Here is a 24,497-nt window from a genome sequence, read left to right as displayed (position 1 = left end):
GCAGGTAACGGGCGCGGGCCCGCGGACCAGGGCTGACCGTTCTGAGCAGGCGCACGCAGACCTCCTCGCCCCGGCCGCGCACCCGGCAGGGGCTCAATCATGTGGCGTTGTATCCCTGCTTTCGGCTACCAAACGACGGAAACGGCGCCGAGGTTCAAGCGGCAGAACAAGGGAAATGGGTTCGTTCCCGGCGTTATGGGCGGACGCTGAAGAAATCTTCGGTACTGGTTCACGCCGCGTCCCGGTATGTAGCCTCAGGTTTCCATGAAGGGGTCGACGTACAAGAGGTGTAAATGCCGTGGTGCGGACGGAAAGGAACTTGCTTCCCGCTGCCCGCAGCTGCGTCACTCGGACGGCACCTGGAATCCACGGCACGGTACCTGGTACTTCTACCTGGAGCTCGATCCTGGCCCGGGTGGCAAGCGCCGTCGGATCCGCCGGGGCGGGTTCACCTCACAAGAGGACGCTGAGAACGCTCTGGAGGATGCGCGGTGCCGGGCATTGCGCGGCTTAAATCCGGGCGTTCGGTACACGGTCGGGCAATACCTAGATCAGTGGCTCGCCGACCACCGCGGCCTGCGCAGGAGTACCCGCAAATCCTACGGCGAGCACATCGAGTACTACCTCAAACCCCATCTCGGCCACATCGACCTGGATCAGCTATGCATTGCGCATCTGACGGAGATGTTCGCCGCGATCGAGGCCGACAACGAGCGCATTTCCTGCGTAGCCGGGGAACGCCGACGATTGCATGCGGCTGCCCGGCAGGCATGGCGGTCTGGGGACAAGGCCGCACACAAGGCCGCCCGTGCCGAACTCGCCGGGCTTCCGCCGCACCGTCGGACGGTCGGAGCAGCGACCATGCAGCGGATCCGCGCGACCCTCCGGTCGGCCCTGGCGGATGCGGTAGGGCAAGGCCTGGTCACGGTGAACGTGGCGAAGCTGACCAAGCTCCAAATAGGCAAGCGCCCCAAGGCACTGGTGTGGACCGCCGAACGCGTCACCGCATGGCAGACCGCTTATGAGCGGGAACTGGCGGCCGAGCGGGAACGAGCTGGCGGCCGCACGGGCAACGCGTTCAAGATCTGGGTGTCGCTGCCGCGCCCTTCGCGGGTGATGGTGTGGACGCCCGAACAGACCGGGATCTTCCTTGATCACGCCGCAGGCCACCCTTTGTATCCGCTCTTCCACCTGATGGCCTTCCGGGGGCTGCGCCGCGGGGAGGCTTGCGGACTGGCGTGGCCGGACCTGGACTTGGCTGCCGCGTCGCTGATCGTCCGGGAGAACCGTGTGAAGATCACCTACCAGGAGATCGAGGACGGCGCCCCCAAGACCGACGCGGGCGACGACACGGTCCCGCTCGACTCCGGCACGGTCACTGTGCTCCAAACCCACCGCCGTCGGCAGGAACAGGCCAGGGACGAATGGGGCCAGGCGTGGCAGGCCTCAGGAAAAGTGTTCACCCGGGAGGACGGCTCGGCGCTGCACCCCGACCACGTGACCGATACCTTCGCTCGGCTCGCCTACGGTGCCGGACTACAACCCATCCGCTTGCACGACCTCCGCCATGGCGCCGCGACGCTGATGCTCGCCGGTGGCGCGGACATGAAACTGATCCAGGCAATGCTGCGGCACTCCTCGCTCGCCATCACCGCCGACACCTACACCAGCGTCCTCCCAGAGATCGCCCGCGAGGCCGCTGAAGCCGCCGTAGCACTGGTGCCAAGGAAGATCCCGGCTCAGGAAGCCCGGACTCCCGTCCTCCCCACGTCCTCCCAAGGCGAGGAAGAGTAGCCCGTCGCCGCGTGCACACGACGCGTATACGCAAGCCGCATAGGCGATGCGTTAGGTGGGTCGCGTGGGACTCGAACCCACAACCTACGGATTAAAAGTCCGGAACTTGTCGTATCAGCGCGGTGCTTTCGGTGCCATTCTATGCTGGCCTGTCCGCATCAAGCCCAATTTCCATGTCGCTCGATGTCGTCGCGTATCGATTCGTTTCGGAACCGCCGAGCCGACAACGAGCCGACATGGGCCCTTGAGGGACCTTGTGACTTCTCGTCGTTGGCGGTCCCTTGCCGCCGACCTGTAAGGACGAAGCCTTCGGCCAGCGCAGGTGTCCAGGAGGCCCTCATGCCCGACCGGACGCCCGCTAACTGAGACCGGACGGCTGCGCTTGGCCCGCTACCTGGGCGATGACGTCGATCGTCTATACGTCGAGCCTGCACGGACTCCAGACCTGTTCGGCAATGCGCTGGTAAAGATCCTGCCGCTCTCCCAGGGCGTCCTTAGTGAACTCTCCCTCGTATGGTTTGAACGGCAGGCCACTGTTAGTGGTGTACGCGATAAAACTGGGATTGTTCTGGTAGCACTGCGGCGACAGAGTCTTCGCGAGCAGGTTCTGACCATAGTAGTGGCCGACCTTGTCCTTGTAGTCGTTCGCTCCCAGGGACTGGTTGAACCCACGGGGGAGGAGGATGAGGCCGCCGAGCCGGTTACGAGTGAGAGAGAAGTCCTGGGGTGAGGCGAACACGTCCTTGAACCTCTGATAGTCGTCGGCCCAGATATGTTCGATCTCGAATGGTTTCTTGATCTTACCGGAGACGTAGGTGACGAAGTCGGACTCGACTCCGCATTCGGCCTCGACGTGTGCGGTGAGCCGGGCGAGGATGTAGCGGACCTGCGGACGGTTCATCTGGTGCAACCTGTAGTCGCTGATCCCGGCGAAGGACTCAGGCTGGTCCTGCAGGCGCCTCTTGAGGGTCGTGGCGAGTTGCTCGACGCTCAAGCCCCGGATCTCGCGGAGCAGGTTGAACATCGTGTACGACATCGCCGAATAGCCGATCTGGCGGTAGTTGACCACGCGGCGGGCGCAGTAGATGTCGAGGAAGTCCGCTACCAGACGCATCTTCCTGTCGACTTCGGCGGCACTGTCGATGATCTCGATCGGCGCCAAAATCAGCGGAAACTGCAGCGTGAAGTCGTTGTGTGCGTTGTAGTAGATCGCTTCCCGGCCTGGGACCGGATTCATTGTCGCGTCCAGGATGCTCAGGTAATGCCTGCTGTAGCCGGCGAAGTGGCTGTGGATGAACTCGGCGTACGGCTGGGTGAACTCGGCGGCGGGAGCCGACGACGTCAGCCCGGCGGCCTCGCGGTTGTTGCGGAGCCAGTTGTGGAATTCAGTGCCGATCCGGTCCCAGTCGCGCGGGACGGCGTCCTTCTTGCGCTCACGGATGCTGGTGGCGTACCTGGCCCGCAGCCATGCCTTGATGAAGTCGGCGGCGGTGTCCTTGCCGCCTTGCTGGACGAGCCGCTCGACGGTCTTCTTCCAGGTCGCGTCAGCCTTCGCCTTCTCGTCGTCGCCGTTGATGTGGGCTAGCAGGAAACCCTTGAGCATGTCGGTCGGGGTGAGCGACAGCCCCCGGTCGTTCATGGTCTCGAAGATCGTGTAGGCGTCGTCGTCGTTGTAGGCGGTGATCTCGATCAGCGAGACGTTGTCGAGCAGCCAGTCGACGAAGTACGGCAAGGCATGGCCGGTGAGGGTATCGGGGAAGAGTTCCTTGATGTCCTCGTAACGTGCGAGCAGCGTCCGAACCGACGGCGAGTCGCTATGGGTCTCGAAGGCGACCCCCTTGAACAGGGCTTCCATCGCCTGCTCGCGATCCTCGACATCGACCTCGAGATTGAAGGAGCGCTTGCCGAACCTCTCAGAGAAGATCAGGTTGGTGACCGGCGTCACGCCGTCCACGTCCTTGGCCAGGTGGTACAGGTGGACGAGGAGCAGGGTAAGCGACGTAAGTCGCTGCTGGCCATCGACGATGTACCGCTTCTTCTCCCTGTGGCTGATGATGACCGAGCCGAGGAAGTACTGAGGGTAGTCTTCGACCTCTGAGCGCTCGTGAGACTCGTCGTAGCTGGCGCGGAACTTGGCTTCGAGGTCCTCGATGAGCTCGGCGATCTGCTTACGTCCCCACGCGTACTCGCGCTGATAATAATCCAGCCTGTACTTGTTGCCTTCGAGCAGGCCGCGAACGCTTCGGGGCCTCCCGTCGATCCTGTTAGTCGCATCGACCATGCAGGTCTCCTCCTCCCTTGAGAGACGGTACCGGTAGACACTGACAGTTGTAGGCGGCGAACGGAGGAAACTGGTCTACCCTGTGTCGATCTTTGAGCCGCCGTGGTCGCTCGGTTCAGCTGCCGTCGCCGTGCTCTGGATGAAGCGCAGCCGGTGCATCGCCGACTCGTCGCCATGCCGCCTGACAATTGCTCGTTCAAGGATCACCCATCTCTGCAACCCGTGTGGGCCAGCGGTATTACGTTCGGGCTCTAGGACGCGACGATCGGAGAAACGGATGACCGGAAAGGTCGAGATCAAAGAGGTAGCCAGAGGGAGATACCAGTTGGCCGTGATCATCGACATCGAGTTGCCCTCTGACCTCCTGTCCCACACAACCCCTCCGCGCGCGGAACAGGATGATTCGGCCCGCCAAGCCGCCGTTCGGAGGTCGCACGAACGCCGGGAGCGTCAACGCGATCATTACCCGGAGCCGCGCCCACACCGGCCATGCGCAACACAACGTCGACTGCTGATCCGAATGGCCGGACAGGTGAGCGATTTCCAACGCTGCGGGGGCCGAGGCGCGGTGAGGCGGTGGGGCTGCAGTGGGTGGATGTGGACCTGGAGCACGGCACCGCGACCATCTGCCAGCAAGTTGCAGCGGTGGAACGGCCGCCTGACGGCGTCCCGGCCCAAGACCGCGCAGAGTGCCCGCGTCATCGCGCTGGACCGCACCACGATCGGTGCGCTGCGGGCGCACCAGGACCGGCAGCAGGCCGAGACCGCCGCGTAAGGGCACCGGTACACGCTGCTTGACCTGAGCGGACGAAGTTTTCGGAAAGCGCAGCGCGGTCCAGGGCCCTTCGGCCGCGTGCTCCGATCGCCTGCTCGAGGCGCTCGTCGAGTTCGCTCACGGTAAGACTGCTTGCGTCGGCGATCAAAACGCCGGTGCATCCAGTGTCTCGATGATGGAGTCGAGGGATCGGCGCAGGTCATAGGAGAGGGACCTTGTCAGCGGGAGGGGGTAGGAGGGATGGACGTCGGCGTGCTTGGAGGCGGTGACGAACTGGCAGGCGGCGCCAACCGTGTAGAGGACGTTCAGCGCGAAGCGGCGGCCTTCAGGCGGCCGCCTGCTGGTGGGGCCGACGAGCAGGCCGATGATGCTCTCCCGCCGTTCGGGAACGAATTCGTCCGGCAGGGCGAGCGCGGCGCATAGTCCGTCCGCCACTTGGTGCAGCTCGTCCGGCCTGGTCTGCCGGAGGGCGGTCCACAGGCGTGCCACCAGCGATTCGCGTTCCCGCATGCTGGGCCGGAACGCCTGCGCGCTGCGCACCTTGGCTCGTGCGGCGCGCGCGGCCGAGAGGAAGTCGTCCGCGCATTGCCGTTCGCGCTCCCGGTCGAGCACCCGGACCAGCAGCGCCAGCCCGGCCGGATCCACGGCATGCACCTCGCAGAGGCGTCGGAGCAGCTCTTCCTCGGCGTAGTAGAGCCGCTCGCAGATCTCTGGGATCGCGTTCTCCGCGCTGTCGAGCGACGCCTCCACTTTCCAGGTCAGGTCTTCGATCTCGACCATGATCTCCCGGCCGGCGCCGGGCCACCACTCCGGCAGCCGGACCGGGGACGAGATCTGCGGCACGGCCAGCTCGCTCCTGGCGATGAGGATGACGTCGACCCGCCCGTCGGCCGCTTGGAGCTTTTCCTCGCAGGCGGTCCGGTTTTGGTGCAGGAGGGCCACGAAGTCGTTGAGGAGGCTGTTGGCGACCGTGAAGCCGTTGCTGCGGACCACCAGGACGATGACCGGGTGTTCGGCGAGCTCGGCTCGCAGCTTGCCTGCGAAGTCGTCGCGGCTGCCCGTCGCCTGGTACCAGTAGGCGCCTAGGTCGGCGGTCGAACCGCGGCGTCTGCGCACTACCTCTTCGGCAAGCCGGGTTGGCTGCACTGCCTGGTCCCGGGGGCTCACGCGTCGGTCCGGGGGTGTGAGGCGGCGGCGATGCGGCACAGCAGCGGGATCCTGGGCCGGACCTCGTCGTCGTCGAAGTCGAAGAAATTGCTGCGCTTGCCGTTGATGAGTAGCCGGTCGGCCTGTTCCTCCATCCGGCCGCCCATCTCCTCAACAATCGTCCGGAAGTCGCCGCGCGTGCAGGTCAGGCTGCCGGGCGACGACCGGCCGAGCCTGTGCAGGCAGGTGTAGACAGCGTGTAGCCACTGCGTGTGCCCGCGCCCGCGGCTTCCCATCGCCTCCTCCGCGGCGTGCCGGAAGAAGTCGTACTCCTTCACGCTGTTGATCCACGTCCTGCTCAGCCGCCGTTCGGCGAACTCCCGCATGTCCTCGCCAGCGAGGCGCAACGTCGCCGCCGGACGGCCGCTTTCAATCAGCCAGTCCATGAGATCGATGAGTAGCTTGACCGTTAGGAAGGGGTGCCCGGAGGTTTCCTGGAAGAGTCCATCGGCGAAGGAGGGCTCGAACTCCACCTTGTGGGCCAGAACCCTGGCGACGAACTGGGTGAACTCCTCGTTGGCGTCGCCATGCTCGTGGAAGAACAGCGGGAAGGGATCCTGCTTGACATAGGGGCTGAGCTGGTTCTGGTCCATGAGGATGAAATGCGCGTCGGGCTGCTGCCCCATGAAAACGAGCAGGTTGTCTGCGCTGAACTTCACCATCTGGTTCAGCAGCGGCTGTATGACCGGGTACCTGATGTCCGGTTCGATGCGCAGGAACCGGCGGAACTCTCCGAAAAGGGTCTCGTACTCGTCCAGCACGAAGACGACGCGGTCGCCGTCGCCGGGTCGGGACACCGCGCAGCGGGCGATGAGGTCGGACAAGAAGGTCGGCGGGATTCGCCTGCCCGCTTCCAGAGCATCCGTCACCCCGATGAAGAACGCCCCGTCCTCTGCGGACCCGCCGGTGCTGTCGCAGGTCTGGGTGATGACGGCCGACCGGCCCGTGGTCGAGCCGAGGTCGAAGCCCGCGGTGGTCTTGCCGCTCCTGCGGACGCTGCACCAGAGTCGGACGCCGTTCCTGCGGTCGAACGCGCGCAGCAGGTCCTGGACGCTTTGCCGGTAGACGCGGTTGTAGCGGGTCAGGGATGGGAAGTCGAGGGGAAACTCGCGCGCGTAGTTGTACTGGAGCGGCTGGCTCCGCACCGTACGGGTGCCCTTGCGGTAGGCGTTGTACGTGAGGATCGACAAGATCGCCTCGCGTGCCGTCTCGGTGGTGGCGGGGTCGCTCTCGGTGAAGACGGTGATGCGTTCGAGGTCGCGGATGTTGTCGATAAACGTGCGCAGGTCGCCGCGGGCAGGTCCGATGACGAGCGCGACGTTGCTCTTGTCGGCCTCGTCCAGCACCGCCCGGTCGACGAAGTCGAAGTTGCAATGGATTTGGATCAGCTGCGGGTCGGACGCCAGCGACGAGGGGCGAAGCGCGACTTCCAGGCGCCGTACCGACCGCGACCACAGGAGCTGCGACAGCGCCGGGTACGGGGCGTGCGTGCGGCCCGTACCGAGCAGATCCATCGCCTCTACCAGCGGGACGACGTTGCGGATGACGCCGTCGCGGAACTCGCCAGTCTCGATCTTCTCGATCAGAGTCTGAAGGTCCCCTGCCGTGAGGAAGGCCAGCGTGTGGGCCCAGCTCCGTCCCCGCCGGGGCAGGACCTGGCCTCCGTGGACGCCGCCGAACCGGACCTCGCTGTAGCCGTCGAGAATGCCGAGCAGCATTGCGGAGGTCAGGGCGCGCAGCCGCCGGGCGGTACGGACGTCGTTCGCCAGGGGCAGCTCCGCCGAGTAGAACTCGATAGGCAGGTCGAGAAAGGCCTGCAAGCCGTTTATCGACTTCGCGATCGCATAGTCCTCCTGCTCGCCCTGCTCATCCAGGTAATGGAAGCCTTTCTGGAAGATCTCCACGGAGTGATGGCTGAGCAGCCGACCGACGTCCCGTCCGAGCGTGACGTTATCGGAGACATCGAAGAACCAGTTGAAATACCGGGACATCTGCTGTCGGTAATGCGTGGACCACTGGAAGATGTGGTGCTGGCTCAACAGGCTAAGCGAGTTCGCGAACTCCGCCAGCTTGTCGTTGACCGCCTGGATCGTACGGCCCTCGACGCTTCCGTTAGCCGTGCCCGGGGGTGACAACGGAGCAGCGGCGCGGCCGGGTGGTGGTGCGAGCCGCGCGGGGGCCACGGGCGCCGGCGCCCTCATCCGCCCCTCCAATAGCCCAGTCAGGGCCTTTCGCCGCTTGGGCAGGAAGCCCCCAATCGACATTCGCAATCGATTCTCGTTGTCGCGTAGCTCGGCTGGCGGCATGTTCTGGATCAGTTCGGCGAGCTTCGCCTGTGCTTCGTCGAGCCGAACAGCCCGGACGAGCTCCCCGACAGTGCTTAGTACGTCATCGATTGCAGGCACGGTTGAAGGTTAAAGGAACAGTATGCGTGGCGGAACATGTTGGCCGATATCGGAAGGTAGCGTCTCATGGCGAAGCGCCGGAGTAACTCACCGAGCAGGATTGCCCGTCCCGTCCGGCGCGACGACCAGTGCCACGGCGGGTACGGTCGCGGCGATCCCGGTTCCCTGTGGGAGGGGTGTGGATTAACCAGCTCGGCGCGGCCGGTAGGTGCATACGCTTTCCCCGCCGATACTGTTGCCGGCGGATCGCTCCGCAGTAGGCCGCCGTGAGTTCGCCGCGACGCAACCGCCGGGGCCCCGTTACTCTGGGAGAGGTAAAGCCTGTGGTTCGGGGTGGCCGTCCCATGTCACCCACACTTCGTTGGGCGCCTGGTAATCGAAGTCAGGAGCCAGACTGAACGTCAGGGTGCACTTTGGGTGGATGGTGGCGTTCTCCGGAGGCTCTGAGCCGTGTACCAACAGGCCCTCCAGGTTGCTGCGGTCGACCGTGACGCCTGTCGCGGTCTCGGTGCCGTGGTTGGCCAGCTGGTAGTGGTCCTTCCGCAGGGGCAGGACAACCAGTTTCACTGGTGGTGGAAGCGAGTCGCGGTACTGCTGTTCTGCGAGTTCGTGCGACCTCTCCGCGGCCACGGCTGAACGCATCGCAGCATCCGCGCTCTCCTCAGTGGCCTTTCGCGACTTGCGGGACTCTGCGGCTGCCCAGGTGGCGATGCCGAACGAGCCAACCGATAGCGCCAGCGCCGCCCACGCGGGGGCGTCACCCCAGTCGATTGCCATCCGGAAAGCGTACGGCGCGCCCACCGCCGGCGCCCCTGGGCTGTCCGAAGTGGCCCAGGGCGGACGGCGTGGGTCTCGAGGTGCCCCCAGCCCGGGTGGCCTGCAGCCCGACGTTGCGCCGCCACGGCGTACGGCCTGACGTTCATGCCTGGGAACGCACTGAACTACAGAATCCCCGGAGTTTTTTCGCGAAGGCGTTACCAAGGGATAGCGGGTGTTCAGAGGGGGCCTGGAAGGTTGCGGAGAGCGATCTCGATTCTGAAATGCCTCAGAGTGCCTCAGGAGGTGCCCCGCCGCTCGGGCGGTGCGTTGATGCAATTCGGACTACTTCAGCCCCCGCCAGTACGCCAGGTTGGCGCGGGCGGCCAGGGTTCCCCAGTGATCGGGTCCCAGCACCCGCACCAAGTCAGGCAGCAACTCCTCGAAGGCGGCGACCGTGACCGTCACATCCCCTGCCTCACCCCGCCAGGACGCCAGGTTGACGCGGGTGGTCAGGGTTTTGTGGTGATCTGGCCCCAGCACCCGCAACTGATCGGTTAGGAGCGACTCATAATCGGCGGCGGCACCGGCCGCGTCTCCCATCTCGCCCCGCAGGAACGCCAGGTTAGCGCGGATGGACAACGTTTCAGGGTGGTCGGGCCCCAGCACCCGCTCAAAATCAGGCAGAAGCAGTTCGTATGCGGCGATGGCATCGGCTGGTTTTCGTGCCTCGGCGCGCACGAACGCCAGTTCACCGCGTGCGGTCAGGATGTCGGGGTGGTCGGGCTTCAGTAGCCGCATCCGATCGGTGAGGAGTTGCTCGTAGTCGGCAACGGCACCGGCCGTGTCTCCCGCTAAACCCCTCCAGCGTGCCAAATTTTGACGGATGGTCAGGGTATGGGGATGGTGCGGACCCAATACCCGCTCGAAGTCCGGCAGCAGTTGCTCGTGCTCGGCAAGGGCACCGACCACGTCGCCCTCCTCGCCCCTCCACTGCGCCAGGTGCTGGCGAGTGGTTAGGGTGTAGAGGTGATCGGGATCCAGTACCCGCTCAACGTCGGGGAGAAGTTGCTCGTAGTCGGCGATGGCACGGGCCGCGTTCCCCGCCGCACCCCTCCAGCGCGCCAAGTTGCCTCGCGTGGCCAATGTTTCGGGGTGGTCCGGACCCAGCACCTGCTCAAAGTCGTAAAGATGCTGTTCGTAAGCTTCGGCGGCGCCGGCCGCGTCCCCCGCCTCACCTCGCCAGGCCGCCAGATTGTTGTGCGCGGCCAAGGTGTGGGGATGGTCAGCGCCCAGATGCTGACTGCTGCTGGATGCCAGGTCAGCGTATGCGCTGATGGCCGCGTGGACTTGGCCGATTTCACCCAGGCTTGTGATCGCGTGGAACAGAAGTGGATGCAGTCCGTCGCTGGCAAATACCAGGGGCGTTGTTTCAGCGGCTTCCCGGAGGACGATGGTGTTGGCGCGCAAGACCTGGCAGAGGTGGTCACCTTCACTCTCGGGCCAGTTGGCCAGCAGAGCGTCGGCGGCGGTCTCGATGAGAGCGGTATACGAGCCCTCGTCCTCGGTGAGGATCTTGTCTTCGCGGGTGGCGCGCTGGACGAGTTGGTGAACGCGGATTTCACGGTGCGCAGCGGTGCGGTCGTGGTCGATGAGGCTGTAGCGGTGCAGTAACCGTAGTGCTTGATCCACTATGTCGGGTTCGACTGTGGTCTGCTGCGGGGGCAGGTAGGTGGCCAGGTACTCGCGGGCGGGTTGGCTGGTCAACAAACCGGCAGGGATTCCGTTGGGATCCAGGACGCTGGTCAGTTGCAGGAGGGGCCGGGCCAGGCCCGCTGGGCGGGCCTGGCCGGCTCGGGCGACGGAGATCTCCCAAACTGCAGACACGATCTGGTGTTGGTCGTCTAGGAGGTCGTCGGGTTCGGGAACAGCGTCCGCGAGCAGCCGCTCGGCGAGCAGCCGACGGTAGCGGCCACACTCCAGATCCTGTTGCACCATGTAGGCGGCGGCCTGAGCCAATGCCAGCGGCAGGCGACCGAGGTCATCGATCAGCGCAGTTCGCTCCTGGTCGTCGGCGGCCAGTGCGCCGAGCTTGGCACACAAATAGGCATCGGCCTCTCCGGGGGTGAACAGCCCGATCTCGACCATGGTCGGCCGCAGCCCGGGCGGGGCGAGATCCCGGCGGCGGGTGGTCACCAACGTCCTTCCCGCAGCCGAGGTCGGTGGCCACCACCCTCGCAGATCTCCCTGTGCCTGAACATCGTCCAGCACCACTAACCAGCGTCGTCCGGTGGTCTCCGCCCATGTCAAGAACTCCCGCGCTGCTTGCTCGGGATCATCCGGGTCGGCAAGCGGTAGATTCAGCCGCAGCGCGGCGTCGGCGTAGGCGGAGATCACCCCGTCGCGGGTGGCGGTGTTCACCCACACCAGCACCTCTACCCCCCGTTCCCAGGCACGGCGGGCATAGGCGGCGGCTAGCTGGGTCTTGCCCACCCCGCCCGTCCCCGCCAGCAGGTGGGCCGCCGATCGAGCGGCAGCCTGGCGCAGCGTCACCGCGCCGTCAGCCTCCGCTGCCTGCTCCAACCGACTAGCCACTTCCCGGTCCTGGAAACAATCGGCTGGCCGCGGCATAACCCCGACCCGGACCTGTTCTCCCACTTCCTCGGAATGCAGGGGGTACGGCTTGGGCGGCCGGCCTCCCCGGCGCTGCCGTTCAACTTGGGCTCGCTTCCACACCCGATCCCACCAGTCATCGGGCTCGGTCACGAACCCCGGCGTCTTCCGGTAGGCCCTGCCCCTCAGGAACCCCACCAGCCATTGTGCGGTCCCGGCCTTGGAGGGCACGTTCTTGCCGTTGTACCAGTCGCTCCACGATGACGTGGTCACCTTCACCGGTGGGTTCTGCGCGGCGGCCTGCCGGATGATCGCCGCGCCGGTTGGTCTGCCCGCCGCCTCCCACAGCGCCCGTAGCGCCCGCGCCCACATTCCAGTGGCATCCAGCGGATCGCCCACGACCCTCTACCCCCTTTAGCGGCTACCAGATCCGGACCGGAACCATCCGGATAACCCCGGCCCATTCCCCGTGCCGAGGCCACCAGCCTCCCCCGTGCCAGTGTCAGCGCGGAACGGAACCGGAAAACCTCCCGGACTGGCCCCATCGACGGAGAACGGCCACGCACCCAGCACGGCCGCGAACCCTCGAAGGGGACCTAATGTTCGACCGCACGTTCCTGCGCCACCTGGTCCGCATCGCCGTCCAGACCGCCGTCCGCGTCGGCGCCACCGCCGCCGGCTGTGCCCCCACTCAGCTGGCCATCTGGTGGATCACCCATATGTAAAGCCTCGTAGTCACCCAAAAACACGGTGAATCCTCTGCATACCACCAAGGGTGTGCAGAGGATTCCAGACATCCAGGACAGGGCAGGGGCCGGTGGACCAGTTGGAGTCCACCGGGTTCGGTCAAGCTCACCAAACCAGCGTGGGTCTCTGCCAGGAGGAGAACCATCACGGTGTTCCTCCTGGCAAGGCCGTCTTGAAGAGGGCGTGTAGCAAGAAGCGCCCGACGATCCAGCTTGTCCTGGTGTACGAACCGTGCATTGCGATTACCGAGAGTGTCGGTGGGATCTACCGACGGTGTGGGTGCCTGGAACCGCGGACGGGGAAGGCCTGGGGCGACCGCTGTCCGAAACTCGCGAACGGCCGACGGCACGGGAGCTGGTATCTGCGGCTGGAGTTGCCGATCGGCGCTGATGGCCGTCGTTGGAGGATCCGTCGTGGCGGCTTCACCACACGCAAGGCAGCCGAGGAGGCTTTGGCCCAGCTCCGGACGCCGTCAGACTCGAGCGGTGGGCTGGTCACGGTAGGGGAGTGGTTGACCCACTGGTTGGCTACGCGTACCGGGACGGCGTCCACTATCAGTGGGTACGCGAGCCACGTCCGTCTCTACCTCGCCCCCGTACCTGGGCACGGTGGTGCTGGCCGAGCTTTCGGCCGCACACCTGCAGGCGATGTTCGCGCGCATTGCCCGCGCCCACGAGAGCCAAGGAACGCCGTTGACGGCGGCCACCCTCAACCGGATCCGAGCCACGATGCGCACCGCCCTCAACGCCGCCATTCGCCGAGGGCTGATCTCGGACAATCCAGCGGCCCGGGTGGAACTGCCGCCTGCCCGGCGTCCACGCGCAGTCGTGTGGACCGCGGCCCGGGTCGAGCACTGGCTGCGGACGGGCGAGCGTCCGCCTGTCGCGGTGTGGACAGCCGTACAAACGGCCGAGTTCCTCGACGCCATCGGCGACCACCGCCTCTACGCCGCCTACCACCTGATCGCCCTGCGCGGACTGCGGCGCGGGGAAGCAGCGGGGCTGCGATGGTGCGACGTGGACCTGGAACAGGGCGTCGCGGTGATCTCGCAGCAGATCCAGCAGCATCAAGGACATCTGACGGCGTGCCCGCCCAAGACCGCCTCCAGTGCCCGCGTCATCGCCCTGGACCGCACCACCGTCTCGGCCTTGCGCGCCCACCGCAGACTCCAGCGGAGCGAACATGAGCAGGCAGAGCAGAGCCATCGGGACAGCGGCTACGTCTTCACCAACCCCAGCGGAGATCCGCTGGGACCCGACCGGCTCAGCTGCATCTTCCGCGCGTTGATCGCCGAGCACGGGTTGCTACCGATCCGGCTGCACGACCTGCGGCATGGCGCCGCCATGCTCGCCTTAGCGGCCGGGGTAGAGTTGAAGGTGGTGCAGGACATGCTCGGTCATTCCAGCATCGTGCTCACCGCCGACACCTACACCTCCGTCCTTCCCGAGGTCGCCCACCGCGCCGCCGAGAAGACCGCCGCCCACGTGATGAAAGCACGGGGCGTGATTCCGGGCACCAACCGGACCCGCCGCGCACCCAGCCGCAGGAAACGCCGCCGCAGCAGGAAGACGGCGTCACGACCTGGAGCTTCGTCGGCTCCTCCTGCACGCCAGATAGGTCGCCCGCGGCGACGCTGAACACCGGCTGCCAGGCCGTAACTGCGCATTTCTAGAGCCTTTCGGCTCCCTTGTCCATCGCCGGTGATCTTCGAAGGGGCTAACTGAATACGCCTCGCGTGTCGCCCACAAAGGGCCGATGCGGTGACCAGTCATGCCCGGAGGGGAACTGAGCCGTCGCTCGGGCGAGTGGCCGGGCTGGTGTCGGGTGTGCCCGGAACGCCTAGGACCCAGGACGGCCTCAGCACGGCCCCAGGAAGGAGCGGCCGGGGCTGGCGTGGACGGTGTCTCCCCTGGTCAGCTGGGTGGGTCGCGTGGGACTCGAACCCACAACCTACGGATTAAAAGCAGGGCTGCGTCCTGAGTGCCATTGCATGTCGGCCTGTCCTGCCGAGCCCGATATCTATATCGCTCAATGCCGTCGGACACCAAACCGTTTCGGAACCGCCGAGCCGACAACGAGCCGACACGACCTGTTCAAGATTCGCCAGCATCCTCGGCATCGCCGGCGCCAGCCGACGGAGTCACTCCCCGGCCAATCACCGAACCTTTCCCGCGTGCGCGGGGCCGACTGTGCGAGACGCCGGATCATGTCGGCGGGGGGTGGAACCATCCCCGCGTACGCGGGGCCGACTCTTTCACCTCGTTGAAGGTCCGTTCGGGCCCGGAACCATCCCCGCGTGCGCGGGGCCGACGCCTGGTCAGGGTTGCGCGGGATCGGCAGCTCAGAACCATCCCCGCGTGCGCGGGGCCGACGTGGGCAGCAGGACCAGCGCGGCGATGATCGGGGAACCATCCCCGCGTGCACGGGGCCGACCAGTCGATCAGCCGCATGGTCTGCTGCATGTCCGAACCATCCCCGCGTGCGCGGGGCCGACTCCTCGGCGCTCGTCACGACCAGCACTAATGGGGAACCATCCCCGCGCGGGGATGGTCCTGAGAAAGCCCCGTGGCCTCAGGTGGGCGCCTACTCGGCTCCGCACACGTGCGCGGGGCCGACCGCAAGGCCCGGCGTCTGGGGCAGGCGGCCCTGGAACCATCCCCGCGTGCGCGGGGCCGACCCGGTTCCAGCCGGTCCACCCGGGGCCCTCAGGGAACCATCCCCGCGTGCGCGGGGCCGACGCCGGCATCGCGGGCCGTGCGGCGCGCTAGGTGGAACCATCCCCGCATGCGCGGGGCCGACGGGGTCGGGGTCGGCGAAGCGCCGCTGTTCCGCGAACCATCCCTGCATGCGCGGGGCCGACGGATGACCAGCATCAGCAGGTACGAGGAGGCGGGAACCATCCCCGCATGCGCGGGGCCGACCGAACAGCTGGGTGTGCAGCAGTTCGCGGGGACGAACCATCCCCGCATGCGCGGGGCCGCCCGCGGGGTCGGGGGCGCTGCGGACGTTCGAGGGGAACCATCCCCGCGTGTGCGGGGCCGACACCGCGGCGGCGCTGACCGCTGCGGGGATCGAGGAACCATCCCCGCGTGTGCGGGGCCGACCCGCACAGGTAGTCCATGGCGCGGCTGTCGTACGAACCATCCCCGCGTGCGCGGGGCCGACCTCCGCAGGAAACACCCAAGGATACCGACACGGGAACCATCCCCGCGTGCGCGGGGCCGACGGAGGTAGTGCCATGGCTGGCACTGGCAGTGAGGAACCATCCCCGCGTGCGCGGGGCCGACGTCCCTTCCTGCGTGCCCGTCGCGTTCACGTACGAACCATCCCCGCGTGCGCGGGGCCGACCCGAACGTGGCGTCCTGCCGCTTGTGGGGCTCCGAACCATCCCCGCGTGCGCGGGGCCGACCCGAGCAGTTCGGCGAGCTGTCGGCCGCTGAGGGAACCATCCCCGCGTGCGCGGGGCCGACCTCCTGGCCGTGCTCAAGCGCGTACTCGACGGCGAACCATCCCCGCGTGCGCGGGGCCGACCACGCTCTCCACGAGGCCGGGCGCCCGGTCCTGGAACCATCCCCGCGTGCGCGGGGCCGACACTGGGCGAGGGCAGGGGGAAGCTGCATCATGGGAACCATCCCCGCGTGCGCGGGGCCGACGAACGGCGGAACCCGGGGTCTGCGGCCAGGGGGGAACCATCCCCGCGTGCGCGGGGCCGACCGCCCCGGCCAGACGGTGTTCGAGCTGCACCACGAACCATCCCCGCGTGCGCGGGGCCGACGTCGTCACCGCGGGGGTGGTGTGGGACGCCGTGGAACCATCCCCGCGTGCGCGGGGCCGACATCCAAGAGGAGATCCGGCGGCTGCACGACGACGAACCATCCCCGCGTGCGCGGGGCCGACCGCGTCTTGGTCACGGTGACCACGACCTTGGCCGAACCATCCCCGCGTGCGCGGGGCCGACACCCTGACGGTGGCTCCGTCGTGGATGGTGAAGGAACCATCCCCGCGTGCGCGGGGCCGACTGCGGGGTGGGTTCGATCCAGATGCTGCCGGCGGAACCATCCCCGCGTGCGCGGGGCCGACGCGGCCGGGGCGGTGTGGCTGGTCCTGACGCACGAACCATCCCCGCGTGCGCGGGGCCGACGTCTTCGATCAGCTTCAGGGACGCTTGCGGCCAGAACCATCCCCGCGTGCGCGGGGCCGACGTCAACGTCATGGCGCTGGCTGGTCAGGCAGGGGAACCATCCCCGCGTGCGCGGGGCCGACCCCCGCCGAGACCGGACCGGCCGCCCGGACCGCGAACCATCCCCGCGTGCGCGGGGCCGACCCTTGCTGACCTGCGACGCTATCAGTGAGAGCGTCGGTTTTCATTCAGTTGGTTTCTAGGCATGATCCTTCTTGGCAATGGGATGATCTTGGCCTGCGAGTCGGTCGGGCGTCCTTAAAGCTGTTCTGTCAGTGGGGGCGGTTATCTTCGCGCGTGTGAGTACCGAAGGGCCAGGGCAGAGCGGTCAAGATCCGCTTGGGGTGCTGTGGGGCAAGAGTGCGGGTAAGGCTGGTGGCAGGGCCAACCTGTTGCTGCAACATCTCTTGGATACGGCCGCCGTGGCCGAGCTTATTTGGGATCATTACCTGTCTCCATCGATTCGTCAGGCGTTGGATGGTTTGGCCGACGATGGCAAGGGGCGGCAGTTGTTCGCCTGGATGTGCGGTATCCATGACATCGGCAAGGCCACACCCGCATTTCAGCAGATGGATGCTGCCGGTGCTGCCCGAGTGCTGGACGCGGGTATGGCCTGGGACCAGCGAGTGGTCCAGCGGTACCGCTGGCGGCACGATCGGGCCGGCGGGGTCTTGATCCGGAAGTACCTTGCGGAGGCTGGCTGGTCACAGGAGAGCGTCGACTGGGTGTGGCCGCTGGTGGCGGGGCATCATGGTCGGTTTCCGACCCTTGGTGAGGCAGGAGAGCCTCGGCGTGCTAGAGGCCAACTCAGTGGTAGTGGATCTGGGTGGGATGTGGCGCGCTATGAATTGCTAGTCGCCTTGACGCGGGCCGTCGGACTCGGGGGGCTCGCGGACGCCGAACCGGTGAGTGTGCCGAGTCGCGCGCTGCAGTTGCAGTTGAGTGGCTTTGTGGTGATGGCCGATTGGATCGCCAGCGATCAAAACCATTTCAAGGGTGTTGATGCGTTGGAGTGGGTCGGTTTCGAAGCTGCTCGAGATCGTGCTCGTGATGCATGGGAGCGCCTGGGGCTGCGAAGGGGCTGGGGTGCCCTGGACCAGCCGGATGAGGGCGTCTTCCGCAGGCGCTTTGAGAAGGATCCCCGGTCGTCGCAGATGATGGTCACGGACATCGCCGCTCGAATGGATGCCCCTGGTTTGCTCGTGGTCGAGGCGCCCATGGGTGAGGGGAAGACCAAGGCTGCGCTCGTGGCTGCGGAATTCCTGGCCGCTAGGTGGGGCCTGGACGGTGTTTTCGTTGGTATGCCGACTCAAGCTACGGCCGATCCGATGTTCACTCACGTCCGCGCCTGGGTTGAGGCGATCGAGCCTTCACTGGCCTCGCAGGTGGCGCTACTGCATGGCAAGCGGATGTTCAACAAGCAATGGCGAGAGCTATTGCAGGACCACGGGCCTGCGGCTGACAACCGGTTCGCGGGAGTCGTCGAAGACGAGTTCGGCCTCGATGATCCCTACGGGGTCTCCGACGGTGCGTGCTGCGCCGAGACCTGGGCGGAGCGCTCGGCGCCGGCAGAGTGGTTTCTGGGCGCCAAGCGCGGTCTGCTGAGCCCGTTCGTTGTGGGAACGATCGACCAGTTGCTGTTCGCCGCCACTCGCACCAAGCATGTGATGCTGCGGATGGCGGGGCTGGCCGGCAAAGTCGTGATTCTGGACGAGGTCCACGCTGCCGACGTGTACATGTCGCAGTTTCTGGCCGAGGGGTTGCGCTGGTTGGGGCAGGCACATGTGCCGGTCATCCTGTTGTCGGCGACCCTGCCTCCCGCGCAGCGCCGCGAGCTCGTGGCCGCCTACCTGGCCGGCGTGGGCCGCAGCGAAGAGATGGATGCTTCGGAGGTTGCGGAAATACCCGAGCCTGATGGTTACCCGAGTGTGACAGCCGCGTGGGGGAGTGGCGCCAGTGTGGGGTATCTGGTTCAGAGTTGCTCGTCGTGGCGTGAGGACCTTCGGGTCAAGGTCGAGATCCTGCCCGAACGAGTGACCAAGGAAAGGACCACGCCCGGGGAGGTATCCGAGGGAGACAGTAAGGTCCTCTCGCTGTTGCGGGAGCGTCTTGCTGATGGCGGCTGTGCCTTGGTCATCCGTAACACTGTGGCGCGCGCCCAAGCGACGTTCGAGGTTCTTCGCGCGGAGTTCGGTGATGACGTTCACTTGCTGCATGGGAGGCTCGGCGCAGCCGACCGGGCTGACCGCACCGAGAAGTGCCTGCGGCTGCTTGGGCCCCCGCAATCGGAGGTGTCTCAACGCCCTTCTCGAATGATCCTGGTGGCGACACAGCTCGCCGAGCAGTCCTTCGATGTCGATGCCGATCTACTGGTCACCGACTTGGCTCCGATAGACCTGCTCCTGCAGCGGATCGGCCGTACCCACCGGCATAAGGGTGTTCTGCGGCCGGAGGCGATGGCCCGGCCGGCCGTGGTCGTGACCGGTTTCTGTCCACAAGATGATGGACCGCCTGAGTTCCCCCAGGCTGCCGAAGCGATCTACGGACGCTATCTACTGTTGCGTACAGCGGCTCTGGTCTGCGCCGGTGAGGGCGAGTCCTGGTCGATCCCCAGACAAGTCCCGGAGTTGGTCGCTGAGGTCTATGACTCTGGCCGCCAGATCGTCCCTGGTTCCTGGGGCGGGGCCGAAGGGCAGGCGCGGGCCGACTGGGAGGATCGGCAGCGTGCTCGCGCCGAGAGCGCCGAACCGTTCTTGCTCACGCGGACCGGTGAACACTGCCAGCCGACCCTGGAGGGGCTGCATCGCGGTGGGATGCGCGATGGGCTGTCGGAGGATCAGCACCGGGCGGTGGTGCGTGACGGCGACCGGAGTGTCGAGGTCGTGCTCGTGCACCAGGACGAGCGGGGGTTCCACGCCCTGTCAGGCAGACGCCTCGGCATGGGTGGCGTGGCGTCGCCCGATGTTCTGGACGACGTGCTCGGCGGGACGGTGCGACTGCCCGCCAAGTTGACCGATGCGGCCGAGAGCACGCTGGGCCCGTTGGACGGCTGGCGTGATCATCCATGGTTGCGCCACAGCCGTGCGCTGGTGTTGGACGCCTCCGGCGCGGCACAACTCGGTGACCACAGCGTTCGCTACGACGAGTGGCTCGGACTGGTCGTGGAGGGGCCGCGGAGATGAAAGGGCGGGACGGCGCTGCCGTCCCGCCGCTCCCCGCATCCGCAGGGCCAACGTTCAGCTCACACACAACCACGAGCCATCCCTGCCGACGCAGGGCGAAGGGACCGCGGCCCTCTTAGTGGAGGTGACTGGTCGCCAGAGATCTGCGCTCCAGCGTTGTCCAGCACAAGGCCGCGTCCGGCCAACTCTGTCATACCGGCCGCGCCATACTCCTGCGCGAACCTAGGCTCCAGTCCTACACAAAACCAATTGAAAGGCTCCTCATGCCGGAGTTTGATCTGGTGATCGAAGAATGGTTAGGCGCGCGGTTCGGTGACGCGCAGGCCCCCGAAACCGTGGGGGTGGCGGATGCGCTGCACCGCGCCAGCGACATCACCGAGATCGTCGTTGACCTGCCCACGCAGGGGCCGGCGCTGCTGCGGCAGCTTCTTCTGCCGGTCGTCGTCCATGCGCTCGGCGTGCCGGCGAACCGTCGGGAATGGGCCGCCAGGTTCGCCCAGGGCGGCTTCAGCGCGGCCGAGCTGGACAAGCTCGACGATTACTTGGACGAGCACCGGCCCCGCTTCGGCTTGTTCCACCCCGAGACGCCTTTCGCCCAGGTTGCTGAGCTGCATACGGCCAAAGGTGAGACCAAGGGATCGGGGCTGCTGGTCGCAGCGGAGGCGACCGGCAACAACGTGCCGTTGTTCTCTGCCCGGACCGAAGGCGACCCTCCGCAGCTCACACCGCCCGAGGCGGCGCTATGGCTGCTGCACGCGCACTGCTGGGACACGGCGGCGATCAAAACCGGCGCCGTTGGCGACCCCATGGTCAAGTCGGGCAAGACGACCGGCAACCCCACCGGTCCGCTTGGGCAACTCGGGGTTGTCGTGCCGGTGGGCCGGAACCTCTACGAGACTCTGCTGCTCAACACCCCGATCGGAGTCCAGGGACGACTGGGCACTCCGCAATGGACCCGACGCATCGGGCCGGCACGGGAGTCGCGGGCGGCGCAGGGCCTGTTGGACCTATGGACCTGGCAGGCGCGCCGAATCCGGCTCATCCCCGAGCAGACCCCCGACGGTATCCGCGTCACGCGTGTCCTCGTCGCCGCGGGGGACCGGCTCGCCCTCACACCCGACTGGGAACCGCACACAGCCTGGCGATCCGACACCGCGGCGAAGAGCGCGAAGAAGACCACCAAGAAGGCGTCGACATCGACCAAGCCGGCCCTTCAACGCCCGCTGCGGCACGCCCCGGGCAAGGCGATCTGGCGTGGCATGAACGCCCTCCTCGCGGTGGAGGCCGACGACACCGCGTCGTTCCACACCAGTGAGCTGCTCGACCAGATCAGAGGACTCTCCGGCGAGGGGCTGATCGACGATCAGTATCCGCTGCGGGCGGAGACCTTCGGCATGGTCTACGGCAACCAGTCCGCGATCGTCGAAGACGTCCTGCACGACCTGACCCCCCTGCCGGTCGCCGCGCTGCGCACCGACGCCGACGTCCACTTCGCGGTACTGGAGGCCGCCGAGCAGGCCGAGCAGCTTGCGCAGGCGCTCAACCACTTGTCGGGTGACCTGCGCCGCGCCAGCGGGCTGGACCCCATTCCCTGGGACAAAGGCCAACGCCCAGGCGAACGGCTGCTGTACCTGCTGGATCCACTGATGCGGCGCCTACTGCGCGGCCTGCAGAACCTCCAGGATCCCGAAACTCTCGATCGCGGTCAGCTCGCCTGGGAGCAGCAGGCGCGGCGGTTGGCTTTGCAGGTCGCCGACTCGGTGCACGCCGCCGTCCCCGAGAGCGTGTTCGCCGGTCGCGCGACCCGCAAACCCGATGGGACACTGGCGGCCGCCTACCCCTTGGGCATCGCCGTGAAGGACTTCTACCGGCGGCTCAACCGCGTACTTCCCCGCACCAAGGAAGAGCGTCAGACCGCTTCCACATCTGATCGCGAGGGGTACTGATGACTCAGCGCTACTGGAACCGCGTCGACACCAACGGCGGCTGGCTTGCCCGCGACCCGCGCACCGGCCGTCCGCTTGGCCCCCCGCCGGGCGAGGATCTGGCCGCGCTGCGCGCCGGGTTGAGCGGCGCCGCAGGAGAGATCCCGCGCATGTGGCGGTTCTACACCTGCCCAGTCGATGACAACCTCGCCCAGCGCGACCAGGTATCAGTGGAGCAGCGCGCCGAACACGCCACTCTGGCGCTCTACGGCCTGCACCAGCAATCCAAGACCACCTCGATGCATCATCCGAAGTGGCCGCTGGGCAGAGCACTGAACCAACTGCGCGCCAGCGGCCGGTTCAGCGCCCAAGCCGTGGACGCGCGCGTCAACGCAGCCGCCACGACCACCAATCCCGCAGCGCTGCTGATGCGGCTGCGCGGCCTCATCGACCAGCTCCGCGTCATCAATCAGCCCCTGGACTACGACGACCTCATGCAACTGATCCAGGACTGGCATTACGAGGACGGCCGCCGCCGCGCCCGCCGCCGCTGGGCCATGGACTACCAAGTCTGGACTCAGAACGACGACAACGGCGCACCCGGCGAACGCCCACAGCCCGGCGCCGACGCCGCGTCCTAACCGGCGAGCCGCGCCACCTCACCCCCAAGACCATCACGACTGGAGTCACCCATGCCCAAGCAGCAGTACGTCGAGTTCCACATCCTGCAGACCGTCCCGCCGGCGAACCTCAACCGCGACGACCAGGGCAACCCCAAGGAGGCGTTCTTCGGCGGCGTCCGCCGCTCCCGCGTGTCCTCCCAAGCCTGGAAGCGCGCGACCCGCATCGAGTTCGACCGCCACCTGCCCGAGGCCGACCAGTCGACCCGCACCAAGCAGATCGCCAAGCAGCTGTCCGAACGAGTCAAGGGCCGCACCGGCCTGGAGGCCGAACAGGCTCAGCGGCTGGCCGGAGCGCTACTGGAACCGCTGGGGATCAAAGCCGGACGCAAGGCCGGGGACACCGCCTACCTGCTGTACTACGGCGGCGGCCAGCTCGACCGCATCGTCGACCTGATCGCCGACCGCGCCACCGACCTGGCCGCCGACTCCGACGACGACCTGACGGCCGCCGTCAAAGGCCTGAAGATCGCAGAGGAGCTCAAGACCAGCCACCCGATGGGCGTCGCCCTGTTCGGACGGATGGTCGCCGACATCCCCTCCCTCAACGTCGACGCCGCCGCCCAGGTCGCCCACGCGCTGTCGACCCACCGCGTTGAGCTGGAGTCGGACTACTACACCGCGGTCGACGACGCCAACGAGTCCGACGACACCGGCGCCGGAATGATCGGCAACATCGGTTTCAACTCCGCCACCCTCTACCGCTACGCCACCGTCGGCGTGCACCAGCTGATCGACAACATCGGCTCCAAAGACGCCGCGTTGGACGCCGTCCACCGCTTCGGCCGGGCGTTCGCGCTGTCCATGCCCACCGGTCACATCACCTCCTTCGCTCACCGCACCCGGCCCAGCCTGGTCGCCGTGGTCGTCCGCGACGACCAGCCCGTCAACCTGGTCTCGGCTTTCGAACGCCCCGTCCCTGACACCGACCCCTCCGGCGCCGCGCTCGGCGTCGCCGCCGAGTCGGCAGGCCGCCTGGCCCGCGAATACCTGCGCTCAGTCCGGCAGTGGGGTGATGAGCCCGCCCACGCCGCCGTCTCGCACGCCTTCGACGCCGACGACGACATCGCCCGCGCCTTCGGCGACAACTTGCCCTTCGAGGAGATGCTGCAAGGCCTGGACCAGACCCTGGCCCGGAAGTGGAGCTGAGGACCACCGCCATGGCAGACCAACAGCGGGTCCTGATCCTGCGGCTCGCCGGCCCCCTGCAGTCTTGGGGCGATCAGAGCCGCTTCAACCGGCGCGAGACCCGACCCGAACCCACCAAATCCGGCGTCCTCGGGCTCCTGGCCGCCGCGCAAGGCCGGCGCCGTGAGGACGCCCCCGGCGAGCTTCTCGACCTGGCCCTCGGTGTCCGCGTCGATCAGGCCGGGACCCTGCTGCGCGACTACCACACCGTCAGCGACTACCGCGGCCGCCCACTCCCGCAGGCGGCCGTGACCGCCAAGGGCGTCCAGAAGCCCACGTCGCCCGTCAAGTACACGCACGTCACCCAGCGCTACTACCTGCAAGACGCTGTCTTCGTCGTCGGTGTTGCGGGCACCGCCGATCTAGTGGACTCTTTGGCCGCCGCGGTACGGCGACCGGCGTTCCCGCTCGCGCTCGGACGGCGCTCGTGCCCGCCCACCCATCCGATCGTCCTCGGGCTGCACACCGGCACGCTCAACGACGCCCTCCGGGACCAGGAGTGGCAGGCCGGGCACGCCGCTCGCCGCGAAGTCCAACGCCGCCACGGCCGCCCGCCCCACATCGACCTCCCGGTGACCATCGAGACCCCCGACGGTGACGACGTCGTCCACGACGTCCCCCTGTCGTTCTCCCTGCGCGACCGCCGCTTCACCAGCCGGCGTGTCGCCCACTCCTGGGTCTCAGCCCCCACAGGATTCTCCGACCCCGACGAGCCCACCGGCGCGGGCCACGACCCCTTCGCGCTCCTGGGCTGGTGAACCGACC

Annotated in this window: 15 protein-coding genes, 1 pseudogene and 2 CRISPR repeat arrays; of the genes and pseudogenes, 10 read left to right on the top strand and 6 right to left on the bottom strand. The window is 67.0% G+C overall.

All coding sequences use genetic code 11. From position 1 onward, the window contains the following. Positions 1-264: 264 nt before the first annotated feature. Complete coding sequence (locus tag ACQEU6_RS24530) at positions 265-1,794, top strand: tyrosine-type recombinase/integrase (RefSeq protein ID WP_499335316.1); 1,530 nt, start codon at positions 265-267, stop codon at positions 1,792-1,794. A gap of 415 nt (positions 1,795-2,209) precedes the next feature. On the opposite strand, the gene ACQEU6_RS24525 is transcribed toward ACQEU6_RS24530, so the two are convergent. Both ACQEU6_RS24525 and ACQEU6_RS24520 read right to left on the bottom strand, forming a co-directional pair. Further along, positions 2,210-4,075: a DUF262 domain-containing protein gene (locus ACQEU6_RS24525; protein WP_499335314.1), complete on the bottom strand. Its 1,866-nt coding sequence runs from the start codon at positions 4,073-4,075 to the stop codon at positions 2,210-2,212. A 75-nt stretch (positions 4,076-4,150) separates the two neighbouring features. Further along, on the bottom strand, positions 4,151-4,420 hold the full coding sequence (locus ACQEU6_RS24520) for a hypothetical protein (protein WP_499335312.1): 270 nt from the start codon (positions 4,418-4,420) through the stop codon (positions 4,151-4,153). A gap of 292 nt (positions 4,421-4,712) precedes the next feature. On the opposite strand from ACQEU6_RS24520, the gene ACQEU6_RS24515 reads away from it, so the two are divergent. Continuing rightward, positions 4,713-4,850, top strand: a complete 138-nt coding sequence (locus tag ACQEU6_RS24515) for a hypothetical protein (RefSeq protein ID WP_499335310.1) — start codon at positions 4,713-4,715, stop codon at positions 4,848-4,850. A gap of 144 nt (positions 4,851-4,994) precedes the next feature. Here ACQEU6_RS24515 and ACQEU6_RS24510 read toward each other — a convergent pair whose 3' ends face one another. The 4 genes from ACQEU6_RS24510 to ACQEU6_RS24495 all read right to left on the bottom strand — a co-directional run bounded on the left by ACQEU6_RS24510 (position 4,995) and on the right by ACQEU6_RS24495 (position 12,229). Then, positions 4,995-6,017: a hypothetical protein gene (locus ACQEU6_RS24510; RefSeq protein ID WP_499335308.1), complete on the bottom strand. Its 1,023-nt coding sequence runs from the start codon at positions 6,015-6,017 to the stop codon at positions 4,995-4,997. After that, positions 6,014-8,461: a hypothetical protein gene (locus ACQEU6_RS24505; RefSeq protein WP_499335306.1), complete on the bottom strand. Its 2,448-nt coding sequence runs from the start codon at positions 8,459-8,461 to the stop codon at positions 6,014-6,016. Before ACQEU6_RS24505 ends, ACQEU6_RS24510 begins: the two co-directional genes overlap by 4 nt. 300 nt (positions 8,462-8,761) lie before the next feature. Continuing rightward, positions 8,762-9,238, bottom strand: a complete 477-nt coding sequence (locus ACQEU6_RS24500; protein ID WP_499335305.1) for a hypothetical protein — start codon at positions 9,236-9,238, stop codon at positions 8,762-8,764. A gap of 324 nt (positions 9,239-9,562) precedes the next feature. Continuing rightward, entirely contained in the window at positions 9,563-12,229 is a 2,667-nt protein-coding gene (locus ACQEU6_RS24495; RefSeq protein WP_499335303.1) for a tetratricopeptide repeat protein, read from the bottom strand. 200 nt (positions 12,230-12,429) lie between these two features. On the opposite strand from ACQEU6_RS24495, the gene ACQEU6_RS24490 reads away from it, so the two are divergent. The 8 genes and pseudogenes from ACQEU6_RS24490 to cas5e all read left to right on the top strand — a co-directional run bounded on the left by ACQEU6_RS24490 (position 12,430) and on the right by cas5e (position 24,490). Next, positions 12,430-12,555, top strand: coding sequence for a hypothetical protein (locus tag ACQEU6_RS24490; RefSeq protein WP_499335302.1), 126 nt, complete (start codon positions 12,430-12,432; stop codon positions 12,553-12,555). 50 nt (positions 12,556-12,605) lie between these two features. Continuing rightward, positions 12,606-13,028, top strand: a pseudogene (locus tag ACQEU6_RS24485) (hypothetical protein); the annotation flags it as partial. 157 nt (positions 13,029-13,185) lie between these two features. Then, positions 13,186-14,214 (top strand): tyrosine-type recombinase/integrase, encoded by a 1,029-nt coding sequence (locus tag ACQEU6_RS24480; RefSeq protein ID WP_499335301.1) that lies wholly within the window; start codon positions 13,186-13,188, stop codon positions 14,212-14,214. 523 nt (positions 14,215-14,737) lie between these two features. After that, positions 14,738-15,071: a CRISPR direct-repeat array (repeat unit 28 nt; unit sequence GAACCATCCCCGCGTGCGCGGGGCCGAC). A gap of 154 nt (positions 15,072-15,225) precedes the next feature. Then, a CRISPR array of direct repeats spans positions 15,226-16,901; the repeat unit is 28 nt; unit sequence GAACCATCCCCGCGTGCGCGGGGCCGAC. Between the two features lie 155 nt (positions 16,902-17,056). Then, the gene (cas3, locus tag ACQEU6_RS24475) at positions 17,057-19,939 is read left to right on the top strand and encodes a CRISPR-associated helicase Cas3' (RefSeq protein ID WP_499335300.1); all 2,883 of its coding nucleotides are present in this window, start codon (positions 17,057-17,059) and stop codon (positions 19,937-19,939) included. Between the two features lie 263 nt (positions 19,940-20,202). Beyond that, on the top strand, positions 20,203-21,885 hold the full coding sequence (gene casA, locus ACQEU6_RS24470) for a type I-E CRISPR-associated protein Cse1/CasA (protein ID WP_499335299.1): 1,683 nt from the start codon (positions 20,203-20,205) through the stop codon (positions 21,883-21,885). Continuing rightward, positions 21,885-22,505, top strand: a complete 621-nt coding sequence (casB, locus tag ACQEU6_RS24465; RefSeq protein WP_499335297.1) for a type I-E CRISPR-associated protein Cse2/CasB — start codon at positions 21,885-21,887, stop codon at positions 22,503-22,505. Before casA ends, casB begins: the two co-directional genes overlap by 1 nt. 51 nt (positions 22,506-22,556) lie before the next feature. Continuing rightward, positions 22,557-23,693 (top strand): type I-E CRISPR-associated protein Cas7/Cse4/CasC, encoded by a 1,137-nt coding sequence (gene cas7e / locus ACQEU6_RS24460; RefSeq protein WP_499335296.1) that lies wholly within the window; start codon positions 22,557-22,559, stop codon positions 23,691-23,693. A gap of 11 nt (positions 23,694-23,704) precedes the next feature. Next, on the top strand, positions 23,705-24,490 hold the full coding sequence (gene cas5e / locus ACQEU6_RS24455; RefSeq protein ID WP_499335294.1) for a type I-E CRISPR-associated protein Cas5/CasD: 786 nt from the start codon (positions 23,705-23,707) through the stop codon (positions 24,488-24,490). The last annotated feature ends 7 nt before the right edge of the window (positions 24,491-24,497 follow it).

This window comes from Spirillospora sp. CA-108201, assembly GCF_050936235.1.
Taxonomy (GTDB): Bacteria; Actinomycetota; Actinomycetes; order Streptosporangiales; family Streptosporangiaceae; genus Spirillospora.
Note: the sequence above shows the minus strand (reverse complement) of the source record. Positions and strands in the feature narration are given on the sequence as shown.

Bases quoted from the DNA above. Each gene is read 5' to 3' on its own strand.
- ACQEU6_RS24525 (WP_499335314.1), bottom strand. From the start codon at position 4,075: ATGGTCGATGCGACTAACAGGATCGACGGGAGGCCCCGAAGCGTTCGC.
- ACQEU6_RS24530 (WP_499335316.1), top strand. From the start codon at position 265: ATGAAGGGGTCGACGTACAAGAGGTGTAAATGCCGTGGTGCGGACGGA.
- ACQEU6_RS24520 (WP_499335312.1), bottom strand. From the start codon at position 4,420: ATGTCGATGATCACGGCCAACTGGTATCTCCCTCTGGCTACCTCTTTG.
- cas5e (WP_499335294.1), top strand. From the start codon at position 23,705: ATGGCAGACCAACAGCGGGTCCTGATCCTGCGGCTCGCCGGCCCCCTG.
- casB (WP_499335297.1), top strand. From the start codon at position 21,885: ATGACTCAGCGCTACTGGAACCGCGTCGACACCAACGGCGGCTGGCTT.
- casA (WP_499335299.1), top strand. From the start codon at position 20,203: ATGCCGGAGTTTGATCTGGTGATCGAAGAATGGTTAGGCGCGCGGTTC.
- cas7e (WP_499335296.1), top strand. From the start codon at position 22,557: ATGCCCAAGCAGCAGTACGTCGAGTTCCACATCCTGCAGACCGTCCCG.
- ACQEU6_RS24500 (WP_499335305.1), bottom strand. From the start codon at position 9,238: ATGGCAATCGACTGGGGTGACGCCCCCGCGTGGGCGGCGCTGGCGCTA.
- ACQEU6_RS24490 (WP_499335302.1), top strand. From the start codon at position 12,430: ATGTTCGACCGCACGTTCCTGCGCCACCTGGTCCGCATCGCCGTCCAG.